Raw genomic sequence first — 21,471 nt, forward strand, 5'->3', positions numbered from 1 at the left:
ATGATTAAAGATCTTGGGTCATTAAAAGTTAAAGAAATAAAAGATATTGTTAAAATAGAACTAGAGAAAATGTATGCATCTAAAGATGTTGATAATATAACCAAATTAGTCTCTGTTTTAGATGAAGATGGGCGAAGTGCAGTAAAGTCTTTGAAAGTAAAGTGTGAGAAGGAAATCACTAAACTACTGAATGAGATTGAAAGAGTAAAAAAACTATATGAGTTTGATATTAACCACAATAATGGGGTGATTATTGCAGGTGTTGATGAAGTTGGCAGGGGGCCATTAGCTGGACCGATAGTTGGAGCAGCTGTAGTTTTAGATTATAGTTCACTAGAAGTAGAGAACTTGATATTGGGAATAAATGACTCTAAAAAAATTAAAGAGTGTGAAAGAGAAAGATTGTATGATGAAATAATTAAAAGGTGTGTTGACTATAAAATTGTAGGAATAGATAATGGGACTATTGATAGTCAAGGTATTGCTTGGTGTAACAATGAAATTTTTAAGAATTCAATATTAGGTTTAGATGTTAAACCGGATAAAGTACTTTGTGATGGATATTCCATAAAGAATTTTAATATTGATAATGAGGCAGTAATTAAAGGTGATACTAAGAGTGCTGCTATTGCTTGTGCATCTATTCTAGCTAAAGTATATAGAGATAGAATTATGAAAGAATACTCAAAAAAGTATCCGGAATATGACTTTGAAAGTAATGTTGGGTATGGAACACAAAAGCATATTGAAGCGTTGAGAAAATGTGGTCATACGGATATTCACAGAAAGTCATTTATAAGAAATCTAATAAATGTATAATAAATGTTAATATTTTTTTAAATAAAGGATTCCAATTATTTGGAATCCTTTATTTATTTAATAAAAAGTTTACAATATAATTACCAAATTATATCTTTTACATGGTCAATAGAATATTTAATACCATCATTAGCAATATTAATTAGATCTATACGACCATTCTTATTAGGAAAATATTTATTTAAATATATTGAAGCTGAACGTCTGATTCTATATAATTGCTTTTTTGTAACTGAAGGATAAATACTAAAAGTATCATTAAATTTACTTTTAATTTCTATAAAGCATATACAGTTATTTTTTACATCGTGAGCTATTATATCAATCTCTCCTAGCTTATGTTTGTAATTATTTTCAATGATTATGTAATCATTAGATTCAAGATAAGAACCAACGATATTTTCATTTATACTTCCAAAAGTTTTCTTATAAGATTTCATTTTTAACTCCTTATTTGTTCTTTATTCTTTATAGAGTGATTTATCTATCTATAAGTATTGACTAAAACAAAAAATAAAAACATATGTTTCATAATTGATATAAAAATGAACATATTGTCAATAATTATGATTGTAAATTATAATTAGGAGGAATTATATGGCAATTAATGTGAAAAGTGTTTGTATTGAGGGAATCGGTGGTCAGCGTATTCAAGTAGAAGTTGAAGTATCAAAAGGACTAACAGCTTTTAATATTGTTGGACTTGGAAGCACAGAAGTGAAAGAAGCAAAAGATAGAGTTAGAGCAGCTATCGAAAATTCTAATTTAAATTTTCCTGCCGGACGCGTAACTGTCAATCTTGCACCAGCTGATGTGAGAAAAGAAGGGACGTTATTTGATTTACCAATTGCAGTTGCATTATTATGTATAGAATATGGTATTTCTATTGAAGGGGTTGAGAGTGATATTATCTTTGGAGAACTATCATTAAATGGTGACATTAGGAGTATTAAAGGAGCGTTCACATTAACAAAGAGTTTGAGTGAAATAGGAGAAAAGAAATTTATAATTCCATATGGTAATCTAAAAGAATGTTTAACAATTGAAGGAATTGAGATATATCCATTTACTACGTTAAGAGAAGTTTTTATGTATATAAAATATAGAGATATGAAAGGGATAAAAAGTAGAAAACCTACTGAAAAATTTGATATGGATTACGATGTTGATATGAATGAAGTTATTGGAAATGAATATGGTAAAAGAGCATTAGAAGTAGCGGCTGCGGGGAAGCATAACATATTGATATTAGGTCCACCAGGTTGTGGAAAAAGTATGTTAGCCAGTAGATTGTATACAATATTGCCAAAGCTTACATATAAAGAAAGTTTAGAAGTTACAAGTATTTACTCAGCTGTAGGAAAGATGTCTAAAGAAGGGTTAATGAAGAAACGACCATTTAGAGCACCTCATAATAGTATAACTAAGTTAGGTCTTATTGGAGGAGGGAGAAATTTATCTCCAGGAGAAATAACATTAGCTCATAAGGGAGTATTATTTATAGATGAATTTTTAGAACTAGAAAGAGGTAAAATAGAAACATTAAGACAACCTATTGAAGATAAGAAGATTCAGATTAATAAAAACTTGAAATATATTGAATATCCTTGTGATTTTATATTTATTGCAACTTCTAACCTATGTCCTTGTGGATATTCTGGTGGTGACGATAGTGAATGCAAATGTTCATTATCACAAATAAATAAATATAGATCGAAGCTATCTGGGCCAATAATGGATAGATTTGATTTGATTATTTTTTTGAGTAATAAATTAAAAAATATAGGTGAGAATTCAATAAAAGGCGATGCTTCAAAGATTATACAGAAAAGAATTGAAAAGGCTTGGGAAGTGCAGAAAAAACGATATAAAAATGATCAATTTAACAGCAGTGCCTCAATGAAATTATTAAAAAAGAATCATGTAGTTTCTGATGAGTTAATTGCGTATTTATGTGATGTATGTAAAAAAATTAAAATTACCAATAGAGGATTCGTTAAGATTTTGAAGATAGCACGAACTATAGCGGATTTAGAGGGAAGTGAAGAGATTGAATATAGTCATATATCAGAGGCTATAAACTATAGGCAAGGTATTTACAGTATCGTAAAGTGAGGTAAGGATAATGGTAAAATTGTTTTTTCATACATGGTTGAGTATGACTGGATTAAATCATCGTATTAAGAAAGATATTTTAAATGAAGTTATAGAAGAGGAAAATTATAATAAAATGACATTAAATGATTGCAAAAGGATAATAAATTACTTTCAACTTAAATATTCTTGCAAGAAAAGGGTTGAGATTAAAATAATAGAGGAAATATATAAGAAATCTTTAAAAATGAATATTTCATCTATAGACTTAAATGATAAATACTATCCAAAATTGTTGAAAGAAATATATGATCCGCCAAGTGTGTTGTTTTATAGAGGAAAGATAGACTCAATAAATGAAAAAGAGAATCTTTCCATTGTAGGTTCAAGAAAGAGTTCTCATTATGGTGAAGAAGTAATAAAGGGAATAGTAAAGTATTTAAGAGAATATAATGTAAATACTATAAGCGGTGGAGCATTAGGAATAGATTCCTTATGTCATAATTATTCTATAAAAAACAAATTGGACACATTTGCTGTTTTAGGGAGTGGATTGGATGTATTATATCCGTATACTAATAAGAAAATGTTTGAAAATATTATTCATAATGGTGGTGCAATAATAAGTGAATTTGTATTAGGCACAAAACCAATGAGATATAATTTTCCTAAGAGGAATAGAGTTATTAGCGGAATAAGTCAGTTACTTTTAATAGTTGAAGCAAGTTGCAAAAGTGGAAGTTTAATAACTATGGGGCAGGCACTGGAGCAAGGAAGAGATGTAATGGCGGTTCCGGGAAATATTTTTTCTGAGAGTTCAAAGGGATGTAATAAGATAATTAGTGAAGGGGCTTATGTATATAATGATATAACAGATATAACAGAAATATTGAAAATTCATAAAAAAAAGTGTATTATAGACAAAGATGACTATGAAAAAAAAACCAGTAGTTCTAAGATTTTTTCGATTTTATCGGATATTCCTATGCATTTTGATGAAATAAAAAAAATTACTGAGATTGACATAAGGGTACTTTATAGTTTATTATTTGAAATGCAGATAAATGATTTAATAAGCTGTATCAATGGAAATTTTTATGTTAAAAAATACAAGATAAAATAACAAAAAAATCTAGAAAAATGTAGCCATTTAAATTATTACAGTATGATAAATAATCTATTGGAAATTTTGAGGATAATTAGATTAAATAATATATAGAAATCGGAGGGGTTATGATGGGACAAAAACTAGTTATAGTTGAGTCGCCAGCAAAAGCTAAAACTATAAAAAAATATTTAGGAAAAAACTATGTAGTTGAAGCTACAATGGGTCACGTAAGGGATTTGCCTAAAAGTCAATTAGGTGTTGATATAGAAAATGATTTTGAACCAAAATACATAACCATAAGAGGAAAAGGTGATGTATTAAGTACATTAAGAAAAGCAGCTAAGAAAAGTGATAAAGTCTATCTGGCTACCGACCCAGATAGAGAAGGTGAAGCTATTTCTTGGCATTTAGTTAAAGCTCTTAAAATGGATGAAAAAGAAAAAATAAGAATAGAATTTAATGAGATTACAAAAACAGCAGTTAAAAATGCAATTAAAAATCCTAGAGAAATAAGAGATAATGTAGTTAATGCACAACAAGCAAGAAGAATATTAGATAGACTTGTTGGATATGAGATTAGTCCTATATTATGGAGAAAAATCAAGTGGGGTCTAAGTGCTGGTAGAGTACAATCAGCAGCATTGAAAATTATATGTGATAGAGAAGAAGATATTAAGGCCTTTGAACCTAAAGAATATTGGACAATAGAAGGATTGGCATATAAAGATAAAAAGAAGGATGATTTTCAAATAAAATTAGCTCAAAAGAATGGTAAAAAAATTGAATTGAATGATGAGAAGGAAACAAATGAAGTTTTAAAAGAACTTAATAAAGGAAAGTATATTATTGATGAAATAAAAACTTCAAAAAAAGCAAAGTCACCTTCTGCTCCATTTACAACAAGTACATTACAACAAGAAGCTTATAAAAAACTTGGATATAGTACAAAAAGAACAATGTCTAATGCTCAAAAATTATATGAAGGTATAGATATTAAAGGATTTGGGACTGTTGGATTGATAACTTATATGAGAACAGATTCCGTAAGAATTTCTGAAGAGGCGCAAACAGCTGCATTAGAATTTATAAAAGAAAATATTGGAGATAAGTATATACCAGAAGAGAAGAGGATTTACAAGACTAAGAAGAAGAATACACAAGACGCTCATGAAGCTATCAGACCAAGTAATGTTAATATTACTCCTGAAATAGCTAAAGATTCATTAAGTAAAGATGAGTACAAATTGTATAACTTAATCTGGCAAAGATTTATGGCTAGCCAAATGAGTGATTGTATCATGGATAATACTACAGTTAATATTATAAATGGGGATTACTTACTAAAAGCTAGAGGATCGGTAATTCTTTTTGATGGATTTACAAAAATATATTCCACTAGTGACGAAGAGAAAAAGAAACTTTTACCTAAATTAGCTAAGGATGATATTCTGATTTTAGAGAAGATGGAAGGTATTCAACATTTTACACAACCACCTGCTAAGTTCTCTGAAGCCTCGTTGGTTAAAACCTTGGAAGAAAACGGCATAGGTAGACCAAGTACATATTCACCTACTATATCAACTCTATTAAGTAGGAAATATGTAGAAAGGGATAAGAAAACACTTCAACCAACAGAATTGGGAGAAATAGTTAATAAAATTGTTGGAGAATATTTTAAGTTTATAGTTGATATAGATTTTACTGCTGAACTTGAAAGAAAGCTAGATTGTATTGAAGAAGGGACCGCAGAATGGAGAAAAACTGTAGCTACTCTTTATGAACCTTTAAAAGAAGCGGTAGAGATTGCAGAAAAAGAAATTGCTAAGATTACAATAGAGGATAAAGTTACAGATATTCTATGTGACAAATGTGGTAGAAATATGGTAATAAAGCAAGGTAGATTTGGAGAGTTCCTAGCATGTCCGGGATATCCAGAATGTAAAAATACAAAGGCAATAACAAAAGAATTAGATGTTAATTGTCCATTGTGCGGTAATGTTATAGTTGAAAAAAGAAGTAAAAAGGGTAAGACTTTTTATGGATGTAGTAATTATCCAGAATGTAACTATGTAAGTTGGTATGAACCTGTAAATAAACCGTGCCCAGAATGTGGAGAGTTATTAGTTAAAAGGTATTCAAAAAAGAGTGGTGAATATTTAAGCTGTCCAAATAAAGAATGTGATTACACAGAAAAAGATAAGAATTAACAGTAAATTGAATGAAACTAGTATTAATTATGTCGAAAATTTAAAAAAAATGTTGAATATTAATTGAAGGTATGATATTATAATTAACTGTGATTCGTTATTATCAAGATTAGTTTTTTGATTTAATTTTGAATTTTTGAACAATACTATTAATATATATACTAACGAGGAGGATATTATAATGTCATTATTAGACAAAACGAGAATGTTGAATAGAATATTGCAAAAATCAGGAGCAGAACCCGTTTCTTTTATGGATATTTGTAAACTATTAAGCGAAGTATTAGAAAGTAATGTTTATGTAACTAGTAGAAAAGGTAAGATTCTTGGTTATAATCTTTTCAGTGGTTTTGAATGTGAAAAGATGAAAAATGATATTTTAGAAGAAATGAGATTTCCAGAAGAGTATAATTCAAAGTTATTGGATATCCATGAAACTAAAGCTAATGTAACAAATTCTGAAATTTGCGTATTTGATGAAGAAGAAAGTTGCATTCACGAAGGTAGAATTACAACTATTGTTCCTATTATGGGTAACAGAGAGAGATTAGGAACTTTAATTATTTCAAAATTTTCTAAAGAATTCAATGAAGATGATTTAGTAATTTCTGAATATAGTGCAACAATAGTTGGTTTAGAAATATTAAGAGCTAAAAATGAAGATATGGAAAAGGAAGCAAGAAAGAAAGCTGTTGTTCAACTTGCAATTGGAACTCTTTCATACTCAGAACTTGAAGCTGTTGAACATATTTTTAATGAATTAGATGGAGAAGAAGGATTATTAGTAGCATCAAAAATTGCTGATAAAGTTGGCATAACTAGATCGGTTATAGTTAATGCATTAAGAAAGTTTGAAAGTGCTGGTGTAATTGAGTCGAGATCATTAGGAATGAAAGGGACTCACATTAAAATCCTTAATAATAAATTAATTGAAGAACTTAATAAGATGAAATAAAAAAAGCAGATCAACTGCTTTTTTTTTATTTATTAAATAATTCTGAAATAAGCTATAGAGATTTATTTTGAAATTTTACTTATGCACTTTATAAATTGACTGGTTCAATTTAACAAAAATATTTAATATATGATATAAGCAACGTTACATGTGATGTTCTCTTCGTAAAAATTATTCAATTTCCTAAAGAATAAAAGATTATCTATGATAAGTTAATGAAAGGCGCATTTGTTAATATTCCATCAAAGATACGATTGAGGTAATAAAAAGTATGAAATTGGGTTAATATAATAAATAAAACTATAATATGGTACAAAAAAGTGAAATTTTTGTTGAAGTACATAAGAGCATGTGGTATACTCAATAAGGTAAAAAAAATACGCACACACTTTGATTCAAATGAAGGTGCTTCGCGGCAAGGATTTCGTGAGGTGAAAAGTGTGGAGGTAAAACCTAAGGAGGATTTAAAATGGCAGTTATTTCTATGAAACAATTATTAGAAGCTGGTGTACATTTCGGACACCAAACAAGAAGATGGAACCCTAAGATGGCTCCATATATATTCACAGAGAGAAATGGTATCTATATCATTGATCTTCAAAAAACAGCTAAGAAGACAGAGGAAGCTTATGATTTCATAAGATCTGTTGTAGCTGAAGGTAAAGAAGTATTATTTGTTGGAACTAAGAAGCAAGCACAAGAAGCTGTAGCTAGTGAAGCTACTAAAGCTGGAATGCACTTTGTTCAAAACAGATGGTTAGGTGGAATGTTAACTAACTTTAAAACTATCAAGAAGAGAATTGGTAGATTAGATGAGCTTGATAGAATGGAAGAAGAGGGAATCTTTGATGTTTTACCTAAGAAAGAAGTTGCTCAATTAAAGCTTGAAAGAGAAAAGCTTGAGAAAAACTTAGGTGGAATAAGAAATATGGATGTTTCTAAAATTGGTGCAATGTTCGTTGTTGACCCAAGAAAAGAAAAGAATGCTGTTTCAGAAGCTAAAATATTAGGAATCCCAGTTGTATCTATCGTTGACACAAACTGTGATCCAGATCCAATTGATTATGTTATTCCAGGTAATGATGATGCAATCAGAGCTGTTAAGCTTATTGCTTCTAAAATGGCTGAAGCTATCTTAGAAGGTAAGCAAGGTGAACAATTAGCTGAATAATAAGCCACTTAATTGAAATGGAGGAATAAATATGATTACTGCTAGTATGGTAAAAGAATTAAGAGAGCTTACTGGTGCAGGAATGATGAACTGCAAAAAAGCTCTTAATGAAGCAGAAGGTAACATTGAAAGAGCAGTTGAGATTTTAAGAGAAAAAGGATTAGCTGCTGCTGCTAAAAAGGCAGGAAGAGTTGCTGCTGAGGGAATAGTAAAAACTTTCATTACTGAAGATGGTAAGAAAGCTGCAATCGTTGAAGTAAACTGTGAAACTGATTTCGTTGCTGCTAACGAAGCATTTATGGCTTTTGCTGATAACATTGCTAAGCAAGTTGCTTTAAATGAGTATGCTGATATCGAAGAGTTAAAGGCTGCTAAATATATTGCTGATGAAGCTATGACTGTTGCTGATGCTTTAACAGCTTTAATAGCTAAATTAGGTGAAAACATGGATCTTAGAAGATTCCAGAAGTTAAGCGTTGAAAATGGAGCAATCAACAGTTATATCCACGGTGGTGGTAAAATTGGTGTTCTTGTTGAATTAGAAAGTAACACTGATAAGGTTGAAGAAGTAAAAGCATTAGCTAGAGAGGTAGCTATGCAAGTTGCTGCTGCTAATCCATTATTCTTAGATAGAAACTCTGTTGATCAAGAAAAAATTGAAAAAGAGAGAGAAATCTATAAAGTTCAAGCTCTAAACGAAGGTAAACCAGAAAAAATCGTTGATAAAATGGTTGAAGGTAGAATTAACAAATACCTTAAAGAAGTATGCCTAGTTGATCAACTTTGGGTTAAAAATGGAGATCTTACTATTTCTAAGCTTCTTGAAGAAGAAGGAAAGAAATTAGGTGCTGAAATTAGTGTTAAGGCATTTGTAAGATTTGAAAAAGGCGAAGGTATTGAGAAAAAAGAAGAGAATTTTGCTGAAGAAGTTCAAAGACAGCTTAGCAAGTAATAGAAGAGAGAACACTAGCGTGTTCTCTTTTTTTCAAATAATTAGCAATTCTTGACATTTGGAGGTATAATATTAATATGAGTACTGGAAAATATAAAAGAGTTATGTTGAAACTATCAGGTGAAGCATTGTCTGGCCCTAAAGGATATGGGATAGATTTTGATATAGTTAAAAATATATCAGAGCAGATTAAAGAAATAGTTGATATGGGAATTGAATGTGGAATTGTAGTTGGTGCCGGGAACATATGGAGAGGCAGAAATGGAAGTGATATGGACAGAACTACTGCTGACTATATGGGAATGATGGCAACGTGTATCAATGCCCTTGCGATGCAAGATTCACTTGAAAGTATGGGAGTTCAAACTAGGGTTCAAACAGCAATTGAGATGAGAGAAGTAGCGGAACCATTTATAAGAAGAAGAGCTATGAGACACTTGGAAAAAGGAAGAGTTGTAATTTTTGCTTCTGGAACAGGGAATCCATATTTCTCAACTGATACAGCAGCTGCATTAAGAGCGGCTGAAATAGAGGCTGATATAATTTTATTGGCTAAAAATGTTGATGGAGTATATGATAAGGATCCGAATAAGTATGATGATGCAAAGAAATTTGATTCTTTAAGATACATAGAAGTATTAGAAAAAGGATTACAGGTTATGGATTCAACCGCAACATCTCTTTGCATGGATAATGAAATACCAATTTTAGTATTTGCATTAGAAAAACCAGATAATATAAAACTAGCTGTTCAAGGTGAACAGATAGGAACATTAGTAAAATAATACGGGGGTGTATTTATGATAAAAGATATTATGAGCAATATGGATACAAAAATGAAAAAGACAATTAAAGTACTTAATGAAGAACTTGCTTCTATGAAAGCAGGAAGAGCTAACCCTAAGATGCTTGATAAAATTGAAGCTGAATATTATGGTAGCATGACACCGCTAAGTCAATTAGCAAATATTTCAGTTCCAGAGCCAAGAATTTTATTAATAACTCCTTATGATAAGACTGCTTTGAAAGAAATTGAAAAAGCAATACTTAAATCAGATTTAGGATTAAATCCTAGTAATGATGGTAGTGTAATAAGATTAATGGTTCCAGAATTAACTGAGGAAACAAGAAAAAATCTTGTTAAATCAATTAAAAAACATGGAGAAGATTCAAAAATTGCCTTAAGATCTATAAGACATGATGCACTTAACAAGATTAAATCATTGAAAAAAGACAATGAAATAACAGAAGATGACGCTAAAGATGTTGAAAAGGATATACAAAAAGAAATAGATAAGTTTGTAAAAGAAATTGATGGTCTAATTTCTGCTAAAGAAAACGATGTAATGAAAGTGTAATTTAAAGACTGCAAACTCAGAACCTATTAGAGGATTTCTGAGTTTGTTAGTTATATAAAGAATTTACTTTTAAACTTGGTTGATTCAATTTTTAGAAATAAACTGAAAAAGGTGATATATTTGGGCATTTTTAATAGAAAACAAAAAAAAGTAGATAATAAATTCTCTATAATACCATCACATATTGCTATAATTATGGATGGAAATGGGCGATGGGCTAAAAAAAGAGGACTGCCAAGAACTTTAGGGCACAAAGCTGGAGTTGAAGCAATTAGAGAAATTGTTAAGGAATGTAGTAAGATTGGTATTGAATACTTGACTTTTTACGCTTTTTCAACAGAAAATTGGAAAAGACCTCAAGATGAAGTTAATGGGTTAATGAAACTACTTGTTCAATACTTAAAAGGTGAGTTTAAAGAGTTAGATAGAAATAATGTTGTAATCAATTATATAGGAAATATATCAAAATTGCCGGAAATATGCCAAGAAGAATTGATAAAAGCTAAAAATTTAACAAAGAATAACACTGGGTTGACTCTTAATTTAGCTTTGAATTATGGGGGTAGAGATGAAATTGTTTACTCTTTTAAAAATATTCTTAAAGCTTATGACCAAGGAGAATTTTCAATTGAAGAGTTAAATGAAGAGATGATTAGCAATAATTTATACACTAAAGGCATACCAGATCCAGAATTAATGATAAGAACTAGTGGTGAAGAGAGATTAAGTAATTTTCTTATATGGCAGCTAGCTTATTCAGAGTTTTACTTCACAGATGTTCTTTGGCCAGATTTTAAAAAAGATGATTTATATCTAGCATTAAAAACATTTGAAAGACGTGATAGAAGATTTGGTGGATTGAAATAAGGAGTGTTTAATATGAATAAAAGATATATTGGGGCAGTTATTTATTTGATTCCAACTTTATTAATAATATTATTAGGTGGAGATTTCCTAAGATATGGATTGCTAATAATGTCTTTAATGGGATTGAATGAATTTTATAATGCTTTTAGAAAAAAGAACATAAATCCATTTGCAATTATTGGGTATGCTTCAACTATTATATATTATTATTATCTAGGTAAGAGTACTAATATGGTATTTTTGGGATTTCTCGTGATGTCTATAGTTATGATATTATTAGTTTTACCTATGTTTTATGAAAATTGTACTATAATTGATTCCGCTGTAACTTTATTTGGTATATTTTATGTTACAGCATTAATAAGCTTAATATATTTAATAGGTGTAAAAGAAAATGGTGTATATTTAATTTGGGTAATTTTTATTAGTTCATGGAGTTGCGATACTATGGCTTACTTTATTGGAAAAAATATAGGTACTAAAAAAATTGCGCCCAAAATAAGCCCTAAAAAGACTATAGAAGGATCAATAGGTGGGTTTTTAGCATCTACAATCGCAACAGGGATATACGGGTACATAATAATAAATTTCTTTAACATAAATATAAATCTTATTCATTTTATTATTATTGGTATGATTTGTGGAGTATTAAATCAAATAGGTGATTTAACAGCATCGTCTATTAAGAGAAATATGGATATTAAGGATTTTAGTAATCTAATTCCAGGGCATGGAGGAATTTTAGATAGATTTGATAGCATAATTTTTGCATCTGCTGTAGTATATTATTATATATCAATAATTATAGGGATGTAGGAGTGAATAAAAGAAAAAGAATTTTTATTGAAGTTGTAGTATTGTTTGGAATTTTTGCGTTAGGAGCGGTTTTTATAAATCATTTTTTTAAACCAATGATTTTATTTGTGATCCTTCTAATCGTAGCGATTCCTATAGATGGAATATTAAAGAAGAAGATAACAAATGCTAATATAAGGGCTACTATTATGATTTTAATTATAAATACAATAGTAGTTCTTTTGATAATGTTTATTGGTGGTTTTTTTTATAACAAGATTATTTATATTTTAAGATGTGGAGCTGTAAACGTTGTAAATAATATTAAAATTCTGTTAATAAATCTGGAAAATAATATTAAATATGAAGAGATAATGACTAAGTTATATAGTCAATTAACGAACTTAAGTGGTATAATCTTAACTAAAGGGGCTACTTATACTACAAATAGCCTTAGTACATATGTTTTTGCAAATATTATGCTTTTCTTTGCATTAAAAGATAAAGAAGCAATTACAAAATTTATGAGTGCATTAATAGGTTATCGAGCATTAAGTTTTTTTAGAGTAAAGCTTAATGAATTTAGAGTATATTTTAAAATTCAACTTATGCTTGTTGGATTTTCAGCTCTTCAAATAACTTTAGGTTTCATGGTTTTAGGTATAAAGGATTTCTTATCATATGGAATAATTTGTGGATTACTTGATATACTTCCAATTGTAGGAATGTTATTAGTTTTTGTACCTTTAATTTTGATTAATCTATATTATAAAAAATATATTCTTGTTATTGGATTAGGAATTTTATACTTATATATATCAATAACAAGAGAGATACTACAGACGAAATTTGCTAGTAGTTCTTTGAATATTCATCCCTTGGTATTATTTGTTTCAGTGTATATGGGATATCAGATTCAAGGATTTACTGGTTCTATTATGTTGCTATTTTGTGCTATAAGTATTAAAGAATGGATAAAAGGATACAATATACAAGACTATAATGGAGGCAAAATATGAAAAATATAGGTATTATTGGCGCTACAGGCTCAATAGGCAGTCAAACAATTGAAGTTTTAAGAGAAAACAGAGAGGCATTTAATTTAACAAGTATTAGTGCGCATAGTAACTATAAAAAAACAATTGAAATTATTGATGAATTTTCACCAGAAGTTGTTGTTGTTACTGAAGAAAAAGCTTATGGAATAATAAAAGATTATTGTAAAGAACATAACAAAAAAATAGACCTTTACAGTGGTGTGAATGCATTAGAAAAGGTAAGTGAAATTAAAGAGAATGATATACTTGTTACCTCAGTAGTAGGAATGGTAGGACTAAAGCCAACAATGAAGGCTATTGAGAATGGAACAACGATTGCTCTAGCAAATAAAGAAACTTTGGTAGCAGGTGGTATTCATGTAATGGAAGCTGCAAGAAAAGGAAATGTTGATATTCTACCTGTAGACTCAGAGCATAATGCTCTTTTTCAATGCCTGCAAGGTGAGAAAAAACAGGATATCAAGAGGTTACATATAACTGCATCAGGTGGACCTTTCAGAGGAAGAAAAAAAGAAGAACTAATTAATATTACTCCAGAGGATGCTGTAAGACATCCTAAGTGGAATATGGGTATGAAAATAAGTGTTGATTCTTCAACATTAATGAATAAAGGATTGGAAGTAATTGAGGCACATTGGCTGTATGGGGTAGATTATGATAAAATTAATGTGGTTGTTCACCCAGAGAGTATAATACATTCTATGGTTGAGTATAAAGACAATAGTGTTATTGCGCAATTAAGCAACCCAGATATGAAACTCCCGATACAATATGCTCTTACTTATCCAGAAAGGATTGACTGCAATATTAAAGAGCTTAATCTTTTTGATGTTGGTCAATTAACTTTTTTAAAACCTGATACAGAGACATTCGATTGTTTGAAATTAGCGTATCAGGCAGGAAAAGCAGGTGGTAACGCAGGAGTAATATTGAATACTAGTAACGAAGTTGCAGTAGATTTATTTTTAAAAGGTTCTATAAAGTATCTTGAAATTAACGAAATTGTTGAAAGATGTTTAAATAATTATGAGTATATGTCTAAGCCGTCATTAGATGATATTATTCATATAGATAAAAGAATTAGAAAAGATTTATATGATTTATATTTAGGAGGAAAATAATATGAGTTTGGAAAGTATAGTAAAAGCTATTCCATTAATATTAATGGGGCTCTTAGGTTTTGGAGTATTGGTTATATGGCATGAATTAGGTCATTTTCTATTAGCAAAGTTAAATGGAGTTAAAGTTGAAGAGTTTTCAGTAGGGATGGGTAAAAGGCTTTTCGGTGTGAAAGGTAAGGAAACAGAATATAATGTTAGAATGCTGCCAATTGGTGGATATGTTAAGATGCTTGGTGAAGAAGGTGAATGCGACGATGAGAGAGCCTTTGCAAATAAAGCGAATTGGAGAAGATTAACTATTGTTGCCGCAGGGCCAATATTTAACTTCATACTAGCAATAGTTCTTTTTGGAGGGGTTTATAGTTATACTGGAACTGCGGTACCGAATGTTGGTGAATTGGTAAAAGATGGTGTTGCTATAAACTCTGGAATAAAAGTAGGAGATAAAATTATTGAACTTAATGATAAAAAAATAGATACATGGACTGATTTCATGGTTATTATGAGTGAGAATAAGGGTGAAGCAGTAGACATAAAGGTCAATAGAGATGGAGAGGTTTTGGAATTTAATATAATTCCTAAGGAAGTCGAAGAAGATGGTGTTAAAAGTTATAAAGTAGGTATTGGTTGGGAAGTAATTAAACCTTCTTTTGGTGAAGCGTTAAAATATGGTGTTTTGGATGTGAAGAGTAATATTAAACAAACATTTGGTTTTTTTGGTAAAGCTTTTAAAGGTCAGGCTTCAAAAGATGATGTTGGTGGACCTGTAACAATAATTAAATTAACTGGGAAAGTTGCAAAATTAGGAATATTACCATTTATTAAGTTTATGGCTTTTATAAGTGTGCAGCTTGCAATCTTTAATATACTTCCTTTCCCTGCTTTAGATGGTGGGTGGATAGTAATACTTATTCTGCAAATGATCACAGGGAAGAAATTTAATGAGGATGTTGTTGGAAAGATAAACTATGTTGGTTTTATGATATTACTTGGACTAATGGTATTAGTTACAGTTAAAGACGTTCTATATCCTGCATTTTAAAGGAAGTGATTAGAGTGAGAAAAAAAACTAGAAGAATAAAAATTGGTGATATATTCATTGGAGATGGAGAAAAAATTGCTGTTCAATCAATGACAAATACAGATACACGAGATGTTAAAGCAACTGTAGAACAGATAAAAGAGTTGGAGGTTGCAGGGTGTGATATTGTTAGATGTGCTGTACCGGATATGGTAGCTGCAGAAGCTTTAAGTGAAATAGTTAAAAGTGTCAACTTGCCAATTGTTGCAGATATTCATTTTGACTATAGATTAGCATTGAAAGCAATTGAGAGTGGCGTAAGTAAGATTAGAATCAATCCAGGGAATATTGGTAGTGAAGATAGAGTTAGAGCAGTTGTGGAAGCCGCAAAAGAAAAGAATATTCCTATAAGAATAGGTGTAAATTCTGGTTCTTTAGAAAAAGACATACTTGAAAAATATGGGGCACCTGTACCAGAAGCACTTGTAGAGAGTGCCTTAAGACATGTCAGCATTCTAGAAAAACTAGATTTTAATGATATTGTTATATCCATAAAATGTTCTGATGTGTATAAAACAATAGAATGTTACAGATTAATGAGTGATAAAGTTGATTATCCTTTACATCTTGGAGTTACAGAATCAGGTACGCCATGGAGAGGAACAATAAAATCAGCTATTGGTATTGGAACTCTTCTTAGTGAAGGAATAGGAGATACATTAAGAGTATCATTAACAGGTGATGTTGTTGAAGAAGTTAAAGTTGGACGAGAGATTTTAAAATCATTAAATCTTTTAAAAGAGGGTATAGAATTTATATCCTGTCCAACGTGTGGAAGAACAGAAATAGATCTTATAGGAATTGCCAAGGAAGTGGAAGAACGTTTAGAATCTGTTAATAAAAATATTAGAGTAGCAGTTATGGGGTGTGTTGTCAACGGACCTGGAGAAGCTAGGGAAGCTGATATTGGCATAGCTGGAGGTAAAGGAGTAGGGCTCATATTTAAAAAAGGTGAGATTGTAAAAAAAGTGCCTGAGGAAGAATTGGTTGATGAGCTTATTGCACAAATTGAACAATTGTAATATGATATATAGAGGATGGGGTTTACCTATTCTCTTTTTTATATTTTTCTGATAAAACTTTAAAATATTCTAAAGTATAAAAAATAATAAGAGAAAACATTAATGGAGAATGTAGAATGTAGAATGGAGAATGATTGACATTTCTCTTCGAGAAATTTTAATTTTATAGTTCTTTAAATAATAAATGATACTCCTTTCATTGCTTATGAAAGTTTATATTTTAACTACTATATTTTTTTAGATAAAATGAATAAAATACTATTATTCTTTTAGAACGATAAAATGTAGTTTCGGCGTAAGTAGAAACATCCATCATTATACATTCTCAATTATCAATTATACATTTGGTTTTAGCACGCTATGCGTGCCTTTCTTGCTTAAAGCAAGGAATGTTTGATTGCTATGGAGGAGAACATGGGTAAATATCTTAATGAATTGATAAAGATTAAAGAAGATGGTCTTGCAAGTATCCTTAGCGATGTTGAGGTAAGTAAGGTTGTCTTGTCTAAGAAGACAAAGAAGGTAAAAGTTGAATTAAAACATAATATTGAAATTGATGATATTGATAAAGAAAGAATTGAGAAATTATTAGGTGGAGTATTGCTTGGAAATGAAAATATGCAGGTATTGTGGTGTAGAGATATTTCTGGAGTTAGCTTAGATGAAGTATGTGAAAAATATTGGTGTGATTTATTAGCTGCTGTTGGTAGGAAAGCACCAGTATGTAAAGGAGCATTAATTAACTGTACAAAAGAGATAGTAGGAGATCGTATTAATATTTCTCTTGATAATGAGTTTTTATATGACAAATTAATGGAGAAAAGAGTTGAACCTTTAATTAGTGATACTATTAGAAGCATTTTCGGTGTGAGTTGCTCTGTGAAATTAATAAATGATAATAATGTAATAGGATTAGAGGAATATAGAAAAAGTAAAAAAGTTGAAAATAAATATTTGGTACAGGAAGTCTTCTCTAATATAGGGGTTAACCCTCAAAAGGATTCAGCTAAAAGCGAAGAAAAGAAACCAGAACCTAAGAAAAGAATTTCTACGAATACTAAATCTGATGATAAGAGTGTAATATTAGGAAGAAGTATAACGGTAGATTCCATGGATATAATTGATATCGACGAAACATCAGGTGTTGTTGCAATTGAAGGTGAAGTATTTGCTGTTAATATTAAAGAAACAAGAACTGGTAAGAAGATATTAATGTTTAATATAACTGATTATACAAGTTCAATTACTGTAAAAATATTCTTAAAACCAAAGGATGAGGAAGCAGTACTTGAAGAAGTGAAAAAAGGTTTTGTATGTAAGGTCAGAGGGGAAGCGCTATTAGATACATTCTCAAGAGAAATAGTAATAATGGGAAGAGACATATCAAAGTTACAGAAAATCGAGAAAATGGACACGGCAAGTGAGAAGAGAGTTGAACTGCACCTGCATACGCAAATGAGTTCAATGGATGCAGTTGTTTCTGCAAGTGATATTGTTAAAAGAGCTGCGAAATGGGGGCATAAAGCAGTTGCTATTACAGACCATGGTGTTGCCCAGGCATACCCAGAAGCTATGGACGCTGCTAAGAAACATGGTATAAAAGTTATTTATGGTGTAGAGGGATATTTAGTTAATGATGGTGAGCCTATAGTATTAGATAGTTTTAATGTATTAAAAGAAGAAAGTGTTGATAGTAATTTTGTTGTATTTGATATTGAAACTACAGGTTTTTCTCCTAAGAATGATAGGATTATTGAAATAGGTGCTGTAAAAATTCAAGAAGGAAAAATAACTGATAGATTTAATGTTTTTGTAAATCCTGAAAGGAAAATTCCATTTGAAATAATTGAACTTACCGGAATTAATAATGATATGGTTAAGGATGCAAAGACGATAGAAGAGGTTATGCCAGAATTTCTAGAATTTATTGAAGGTGCTGTTGTTGTTGCACATAATGCATCATTTGATTGTTCTTTTATAAATACAAATTGCAATAGACTTAATTTGGAATTTAAGAATGCAACAATAGATACAGTGGCTTTATGTAAATATGTTTTACCAGAATTGAAGACATACAAACTGAAGACTATATCGAAGCATTTAGGTATATCTTTAGAGAACCATCATAGAGCTGTAGATGATGCAGAAGCCACTGCTGAGATATTTATTCATTGTATGAAAACAATTAGTGAGACCAAGGAGTTGAAATACTTAAAAGATATAAACACTGCATACTCTAACGAGTTCAATGTATTAAAAGCTCCTACTCATCACATTATATTAATGGCAAGAAATCAAGCAGGACTAAAGAATATATATAAAATGATATCCAAATCAAACCTTGATTATTTCTTTAGAAGACCAAGAATGCCAAAGAGTATGATTATGGAACATAGAGATGGGATTATTGTGGGTTCTGCATGTGAAGCAGGAGAGTTATATAAAGCTGTTCTTGCAGGTAAAAGTAAAGAGGAGTTAAAAGAAATTGCTTCATTCTATGATTACTTAGAAATACAACCAATAGGCAATAATGAATTTATGATAAAAAAAGGTATAGTAAATGGAGTTTCGGAATTACAGGAAATTAATAAAACCATTTATGAACTAGGACTTGAAATGGATAAACCTGTTGTTGCAACAGGGGACGTACATTTCATGGATCCTCACGATGAAGTTTATAGGAAAATTCTAATGGCTAGTAAAGGATTCTCTGATGCTGAAGACCAGCCGCCATTATATTTTAAAACTACTGATGAGATGTTAAAAGAGTTTAGATATCTAGGTTCTCAAGGGGCACATGAAGTAGTTGTTAAGAATCCTAATATTGTTGCAGATTGGACTGAGGTGATTAAACCTATACCAGATGAAACTTTCACACCTAAGATTGAAGGTGCGGAAGAGGAACTGGAATCCATGTGTTGGGCAAAGGCAAGAAGCATTTATGGAGAGAATCTTCCAGAGATTGTTTCAGAGAGGTTAGAAAAAGAATTAACATCTATTATTGGAAATGGATATGCAGTACTTTATTTAATAGCACAGAAACTAGTTGCTAAATCATATGCTGATGGATATCTTGTTGGTTCAAGAGGATCTGTAGGATCATCATTTGCGGCTACAATGTCAGATATTACTGAGGTTAATGGATTGCCACCTCATTATGTGTGTGGAAAGTGTAAACACAGTGAGTTTATAGCTGATGGTAGTGTTGGTGCTGGAGTAGATATGGAAGATAAAGAATGTCCCAAGTGTGGAGAGATGTTAAATAAGGATGGATTTGACATTCCATTTGAGACTTTCCTTGGGTTTAAAGGAGATAAAGAACCAGATATTGATCTTAACTTCTCAGGAGATAACCAAGGGGATATTCATAAGTATTGTGAAGTTCTCTTTGGAAAGGGCTATACATTTAAAGCTGGAACAATTGGTACTGTAGCAGATAAAACTGCCTATGGATATGTTATGAATTATTTAAAAGATAAAGATATGGTTCTTCCAGGTGCAGAGGTTGATAGGTTGTCAAAAGGATTGACTGGAGCCAAGAGAACTTCTGGTCAACACCCAGGTGGGATAATGGTTGTTCCTAGTGATCAAGAAATCTTTAATTTTTGTCCAATACAGCGTCCGGCTGATGACCCAACATCAGATATAATAACAACACATTTTGACTATCATTCGATTAGTGGTAGATTACTTAAGCTTGATATACTTGGACACGATGATCCAACAGTTCTGAGAATGCTCAAAGATATAACTGGAATAGATCCTCAGAATGTTCCTTTAGGTGATGAAAAAGTGTTATCTTTATTTACATCAACAAAAGCTTTGGGAATAACAGAAGAAGACCTTGGATGTCCTGTTGGATGTTATGGAATTCCGGAGTTTGGAACAAAATTTGTTAGACAGATGTTATTGGATACTAAACCTAAAACTTTTTCAGATCTAGTAAGAATATCCGGGCTCTCTCATGGTACGGATGTTTGGTTGAATAATGCGCAATATTTTATTAAGGAAGGGTATACTACACTTAAGGATTGTATCTCTACAAGAGACGACATAATGGTTTATCTAATATACAAAGGTCTTGAACCTGCAACAGCATTTACAATAATGGAGAAGGTAAGAAAAGGTAAAGGTGTTAGTGAGGAATTTGAGAAAATTATGAAAGAAAATAATGTACCTGATTGGTATATTGAATCTTGTAAAAGGATCAAGTACATGTTCCCTAAAGGTCACGCTGCCGCATATGTTATGATGGCAATAAGGATTGCTTATTTTAAAGTGTATAAACCACAAGCGTATTATTGTGCATATTTTACTGTTAGAGCTGATGAATTTGATGGAAACTTAATTATTAAAGGTCAAGATGCTGTATTAGCAAAGATGGAAGAAATTAATGAAGCGGGTAATGGTGCAAGTAATAAAGATAAGGGATTATTAACTACATTAGAATTGGTACATGAAATGCGTTTAAGAGGAATTGAATTTCTCCCAGTAGATTTATATATTTCTCATCCAACTGAGTTTACTATAGAGGATGAGAAAATAAGGATGCCTATTAGTGCTATTGAAGGTGTAGGTGAAAATGCAGCTAAAAGTATTGGTGAAGCAAGAGTTAATGGGGAGTTTTTATCTAAAGAAGACCTTAGAAAAAGAGCTAAAGTTACTAAGACTGTTATAGAGGGTCTGGATCAACATGGTTGTTTAGAAGGAATGCCAGAAAGTAATCAACTTTCATTCTTCTAAAAATAAGATAATTCTTCCTTGAAAATGAATTTTTTCTATGTTACAATGAATAATAGAAAATACAATAGAAAACTTTTCATAAATAGAGTGGAGCTTATCTCCACTCTATTTGTTTAATTG

17 protein-coding genes are annotated in these 21,471 nt (G+C 30.7%); 16 read left to right on the forward strand and 1 reads right to left on the reverse strand.

Annotated elements, in window-relative coordinates:
- On the forward strand, positions 1–819 hold the full coding sequence (locus OW730_RS14030) for a ribonuclease HII (RefSeq protein WP_271224683.1): 819 nt from the start codon (positions 1–3) through the stop codon (positions 817–819).
- Positions 820–899: 80 nt separating this feature from the next.
- Here the strand turns inward: OW730_RS14030 and OW730_RS14035 are convergent, their stop codons facing one another.
- A complete protein-coding gene (locus OW730_RS14035; RefSeq protein WP_271224684.1) occupies positions 900–1,259 on the reverse strand; it encodes a YraN family protein in 360 nt (119 codons plus the stop codon).
- A 157-nt stretch (positions 1,260–1,416) separates the two neighbouring features.
- Between OW730_RS14035 and OW730_RS14040 the strand changes: the two genes are divergently transcribed.
- From OW730_RS14040 to OW730_RS14110, 15 genes are all read left to right on the forward strand, one after another.
- Positions 1,417–2,934, forward strand: a complete 1,518-nt coding sequence (locus OW730_RS14040) for a YifB family Mg chelatase-like AAA ATPase (protein WP_271224685.1) — start codon at positions 1,417–1,419, stop codon at positions 2,932–2,934.
- Positions 2,935–2,944: 10 nt separating this feature from the next.
- Entirely contained in the window at positions 2,945–4,036 is a 1,092-nt protein-coding gene (gene dprA / locus OW730_RS14045; RefSeq protein WP_271224686.1) for a DNA-processing protein DprA, read from the forward strand.
- 113 nt (positions 4,037–4,149) lie between these two features.
- Entirely contained in the window at positions 4,150–6,228 is a 2,079-nt protein-coding gene (gene topA, locus OW730_RS14050) for a type I DNA topoisomerase (protein WP_271224687.1), read from the forward strand.
- 178 nt (positions 6,229–6,406) lie between these two features.
- On the forward strand, positions 6,407–7,183 hold the full coding sequence (codY, locus tag OW730_RS14055) for a GTP-sensing pleiotropic transcriptional regulator CodY (RefSeq protein ID WP_271229569.1): 777 nt from the start codon (positions 6,407–6,409) through the stop codon (positions 7,181–7,183).
- A gap of 469 nt (positions 7,184–7,652) precedes the next feature.
- Positions 7,653–8,354, forward strand: a complete 702-nt coding sequence (gene rpsB, locus OW730_RS14060) for a 30S ribosomal protein S2 (protein ID WP_271224688.1) — start codon at positions 7,653–7,655, stop codon at positions 8,352–8,354.
- 31 nt (positions 8,355–8,385) lie between these two features.
- Positions 8,386–9,306 (forward strand): translation elongation factor Ts, encoded by a 921-nt coding sequence (gene tsf, locus OW730_RS14065; protein WP_271224689.1) that lies wholly within the window; start codon positions 8,386–8,388, stop codon positions 9,304–9,306.
- 77 nt (positions 9,307–9,383) lie between these two features.
- A complete protein-coding gene (gene pyrH, locus OW730_RS14070; RefSeq protein WP_271224690.1) occupies positions 9,384–10,091 on the forward strand; it encodes a UMP kinase in 708 nt (235 codons plus the stop codon).
- Positions 10,092–10,106: 15 nt separating this feature from the next.
- Positions 10,107–10,664, forward strand: a complete 558-nt coding sequence (gene frr, locus OW730_RS14075; RefSeq protein WP_271224691.1) for a ribosome recycling factor — start codon at positions 10,107–10,109, stop codon at positions 10,662–10,664.
- Positions 10,665–10,775: 111 nt separating this feature from the next.
- A complete protein-coding gene (locus tag OW730_RS14080) occupies positions 10,776–11,531 on the forward strand; it encodes an isoprenyl transferase (protein WP_442945379.1) in 756 nt (251 codons plus the stop codon).
- Positions 11,532–11,543: 12 nt separating this feature from the next.
- The gene (locus OW730_RS14085) at positions 11,544–12,347 is read left to right on the forward strand and encodes a phosphatidate cytidylyltransferase (RefSeq protein WP_271224692.1); all 804 of its coding nucleotides are present in this window, start codon (positions 11,544–11,546) and stop codon (positions 12,345–12,347) included.
- Positions 12,348–12,349: 2 nt separating this feature from the next.
- Complete coding sequence (locus OW730_RS14090) at positions 12,350–13,345, forward strand: AI-2E family transporter (RefSeq protein WP_271224693.1); 996 nt, start codon at positions 12,350–12,352, stop codon at positions 13,343–13,345.
- On the forward strand, positions 13,342–14,505 hold the full coding sequence (locus tag OW730_RS14095) for a 1-deoxy-D-xylulose-5-phosphate reductoisomerase (RefSeq protein WP_271224694.1): 1,164 nt from the start codon (positions 13,342–13,344) through the stop codon (positions 14,503–14,505). Before OW730_RS14090 ends, OW730_RS14095 begins: the two co-directional genes overlap by 4 nt.
- Before the next feature lies 1 nt (position 14,506).
- On the forward strand, positions 14,507–15,547 hold the full coding sequence (gene rseP / locus OW730_RS14100; RefSeq protein ID WP_271224695.1) for an RIP metalloprotease RseP: 1,041 nt from the start codon (positions 14,507–14,509) through the stop codon (positions 15,545–15,547).
- Between the two features lie 14 nt (positions 15,548–15,561).
- Positions 15,562–16,608: a flavodoxin-dependent (E)-4-hydroxy-3-methylbut-2-enyl-diphosphate synthase gene (gene ispG, locus OW730_RS14105; protein WP_271224696.1), complete on the forward strand. Its 1,047-nt coding sequence runs from the start codon at positions 15,562–15,564 to the stop codon at positions 16,606–16,608.
- 414 nt (positions 16,609–17,022) lie between these two features.
- The gene (locus OW730_RS14110) at positions 17,023–21,351 is read left to right on the forward strand and encodes a PolC-type DNA polymerase III (protein WP_271224697.1); all 4,329 of its coding nucleotides are present in this window, start codon (positions 17,023–17,025) and stop codon (positions 21,349–21,351) included.
- Positions 21,352–21,471: the final 120 nt, after the last annotated feature.

The organism is Oceanirhabdus sp. W0125-5, assembly GCF_027938815.1.
Lineage (GTDB): Bacteria > Bacillota > Clostridia > Clostridiales > Clostridiaceae > Oceanirhabdus.

Bases quoted from the DNA above. Each gene is read 5' to 3' on its own strand.
- OW730_RS14085 (WP_271224692.1), top strand. From the start codon at position 11,544: ATGAATAAAAGATATATTGGGGCAGTTATTTATTTGATTCCAACTTTA.
- dprA (WP_271224686.1), top strand. From the start codon at position 2,945: ATGGTAAAATTGTTTTTTCATACATGGTTGAGTATGACTGGATTAAAT.
- OW730_RS14030 (WP_271224683.1), top strand. From the start codon at position 1: ATGATTAAAGATCTTGGGTCATTAAAAGTTAAAGAAATAAAAGATATT.
- OW730_RS14035 (WP_271224684.1), bottom strand. From the start codon at position 1,259: ATGAAATCTTATAAGAAAACTTTTGGAAGTATAAATGAAAATATCGTT.
- rpsB (WP_271224688.1), top strand. From the start codon at position 7,653: ATGGCAGTTATTTCTATGAAACAATTATTAGAAGCTGGTGTACATTTC.
- tsf (WP_271224689.1), top strand. From the start codon at position 8,386: ATGATTACTGCTAGTATGGTAAAAGAATTAAGAGAGCTTACTGGTGCA.
- pyrH (WP_271224690.1), top strand. From the start codon at position 9,384: ATGAGTACTGGAAAATATAAAAGAGTTATGTTGAAACTATCAGGTGAA.
- topA (WP_271224687.1), top strand. From the start codon at position 4,150: ATGGGACAAAAACTAGTTATAGTTGAGTCGCCAGCAAAAGCTAAAACT.
- OW730_RS14095 (WP_271224694.1), top strand. From the start codon at position 13,342: ATGAAAAATATAGGTATTATTGGCGCTACAGGCTCAATAGGCAGTCAA.
- frr (WP_271224691.1), top strand. From the start codon at position 10,107: ATGATAAAAGATATTATGAGCAATATGGATACAAAAATGAAAAAGACA.
- rseP (WP_271224695.1), top strand. From the start codon at position 14,507: ATGAGTTTGGAAAGTATAGTAAAAGCTATTCCATTAATATTAATGGGG.
- OW730_RS14040 (WP_271224685.1), top strand. From the start codon at position 1,417: ATGGCAATTAATGTGAAAAGTGTTTGTATTGAGGGAATCGGTGGTCAG.
- OW730_RS14110 (WP_271224697.1), top strand. From the start codon at position 17,023: ATGGGTAAATATCTTAATGAATTGATAAAGATTAAAGAAGATGGTCTT.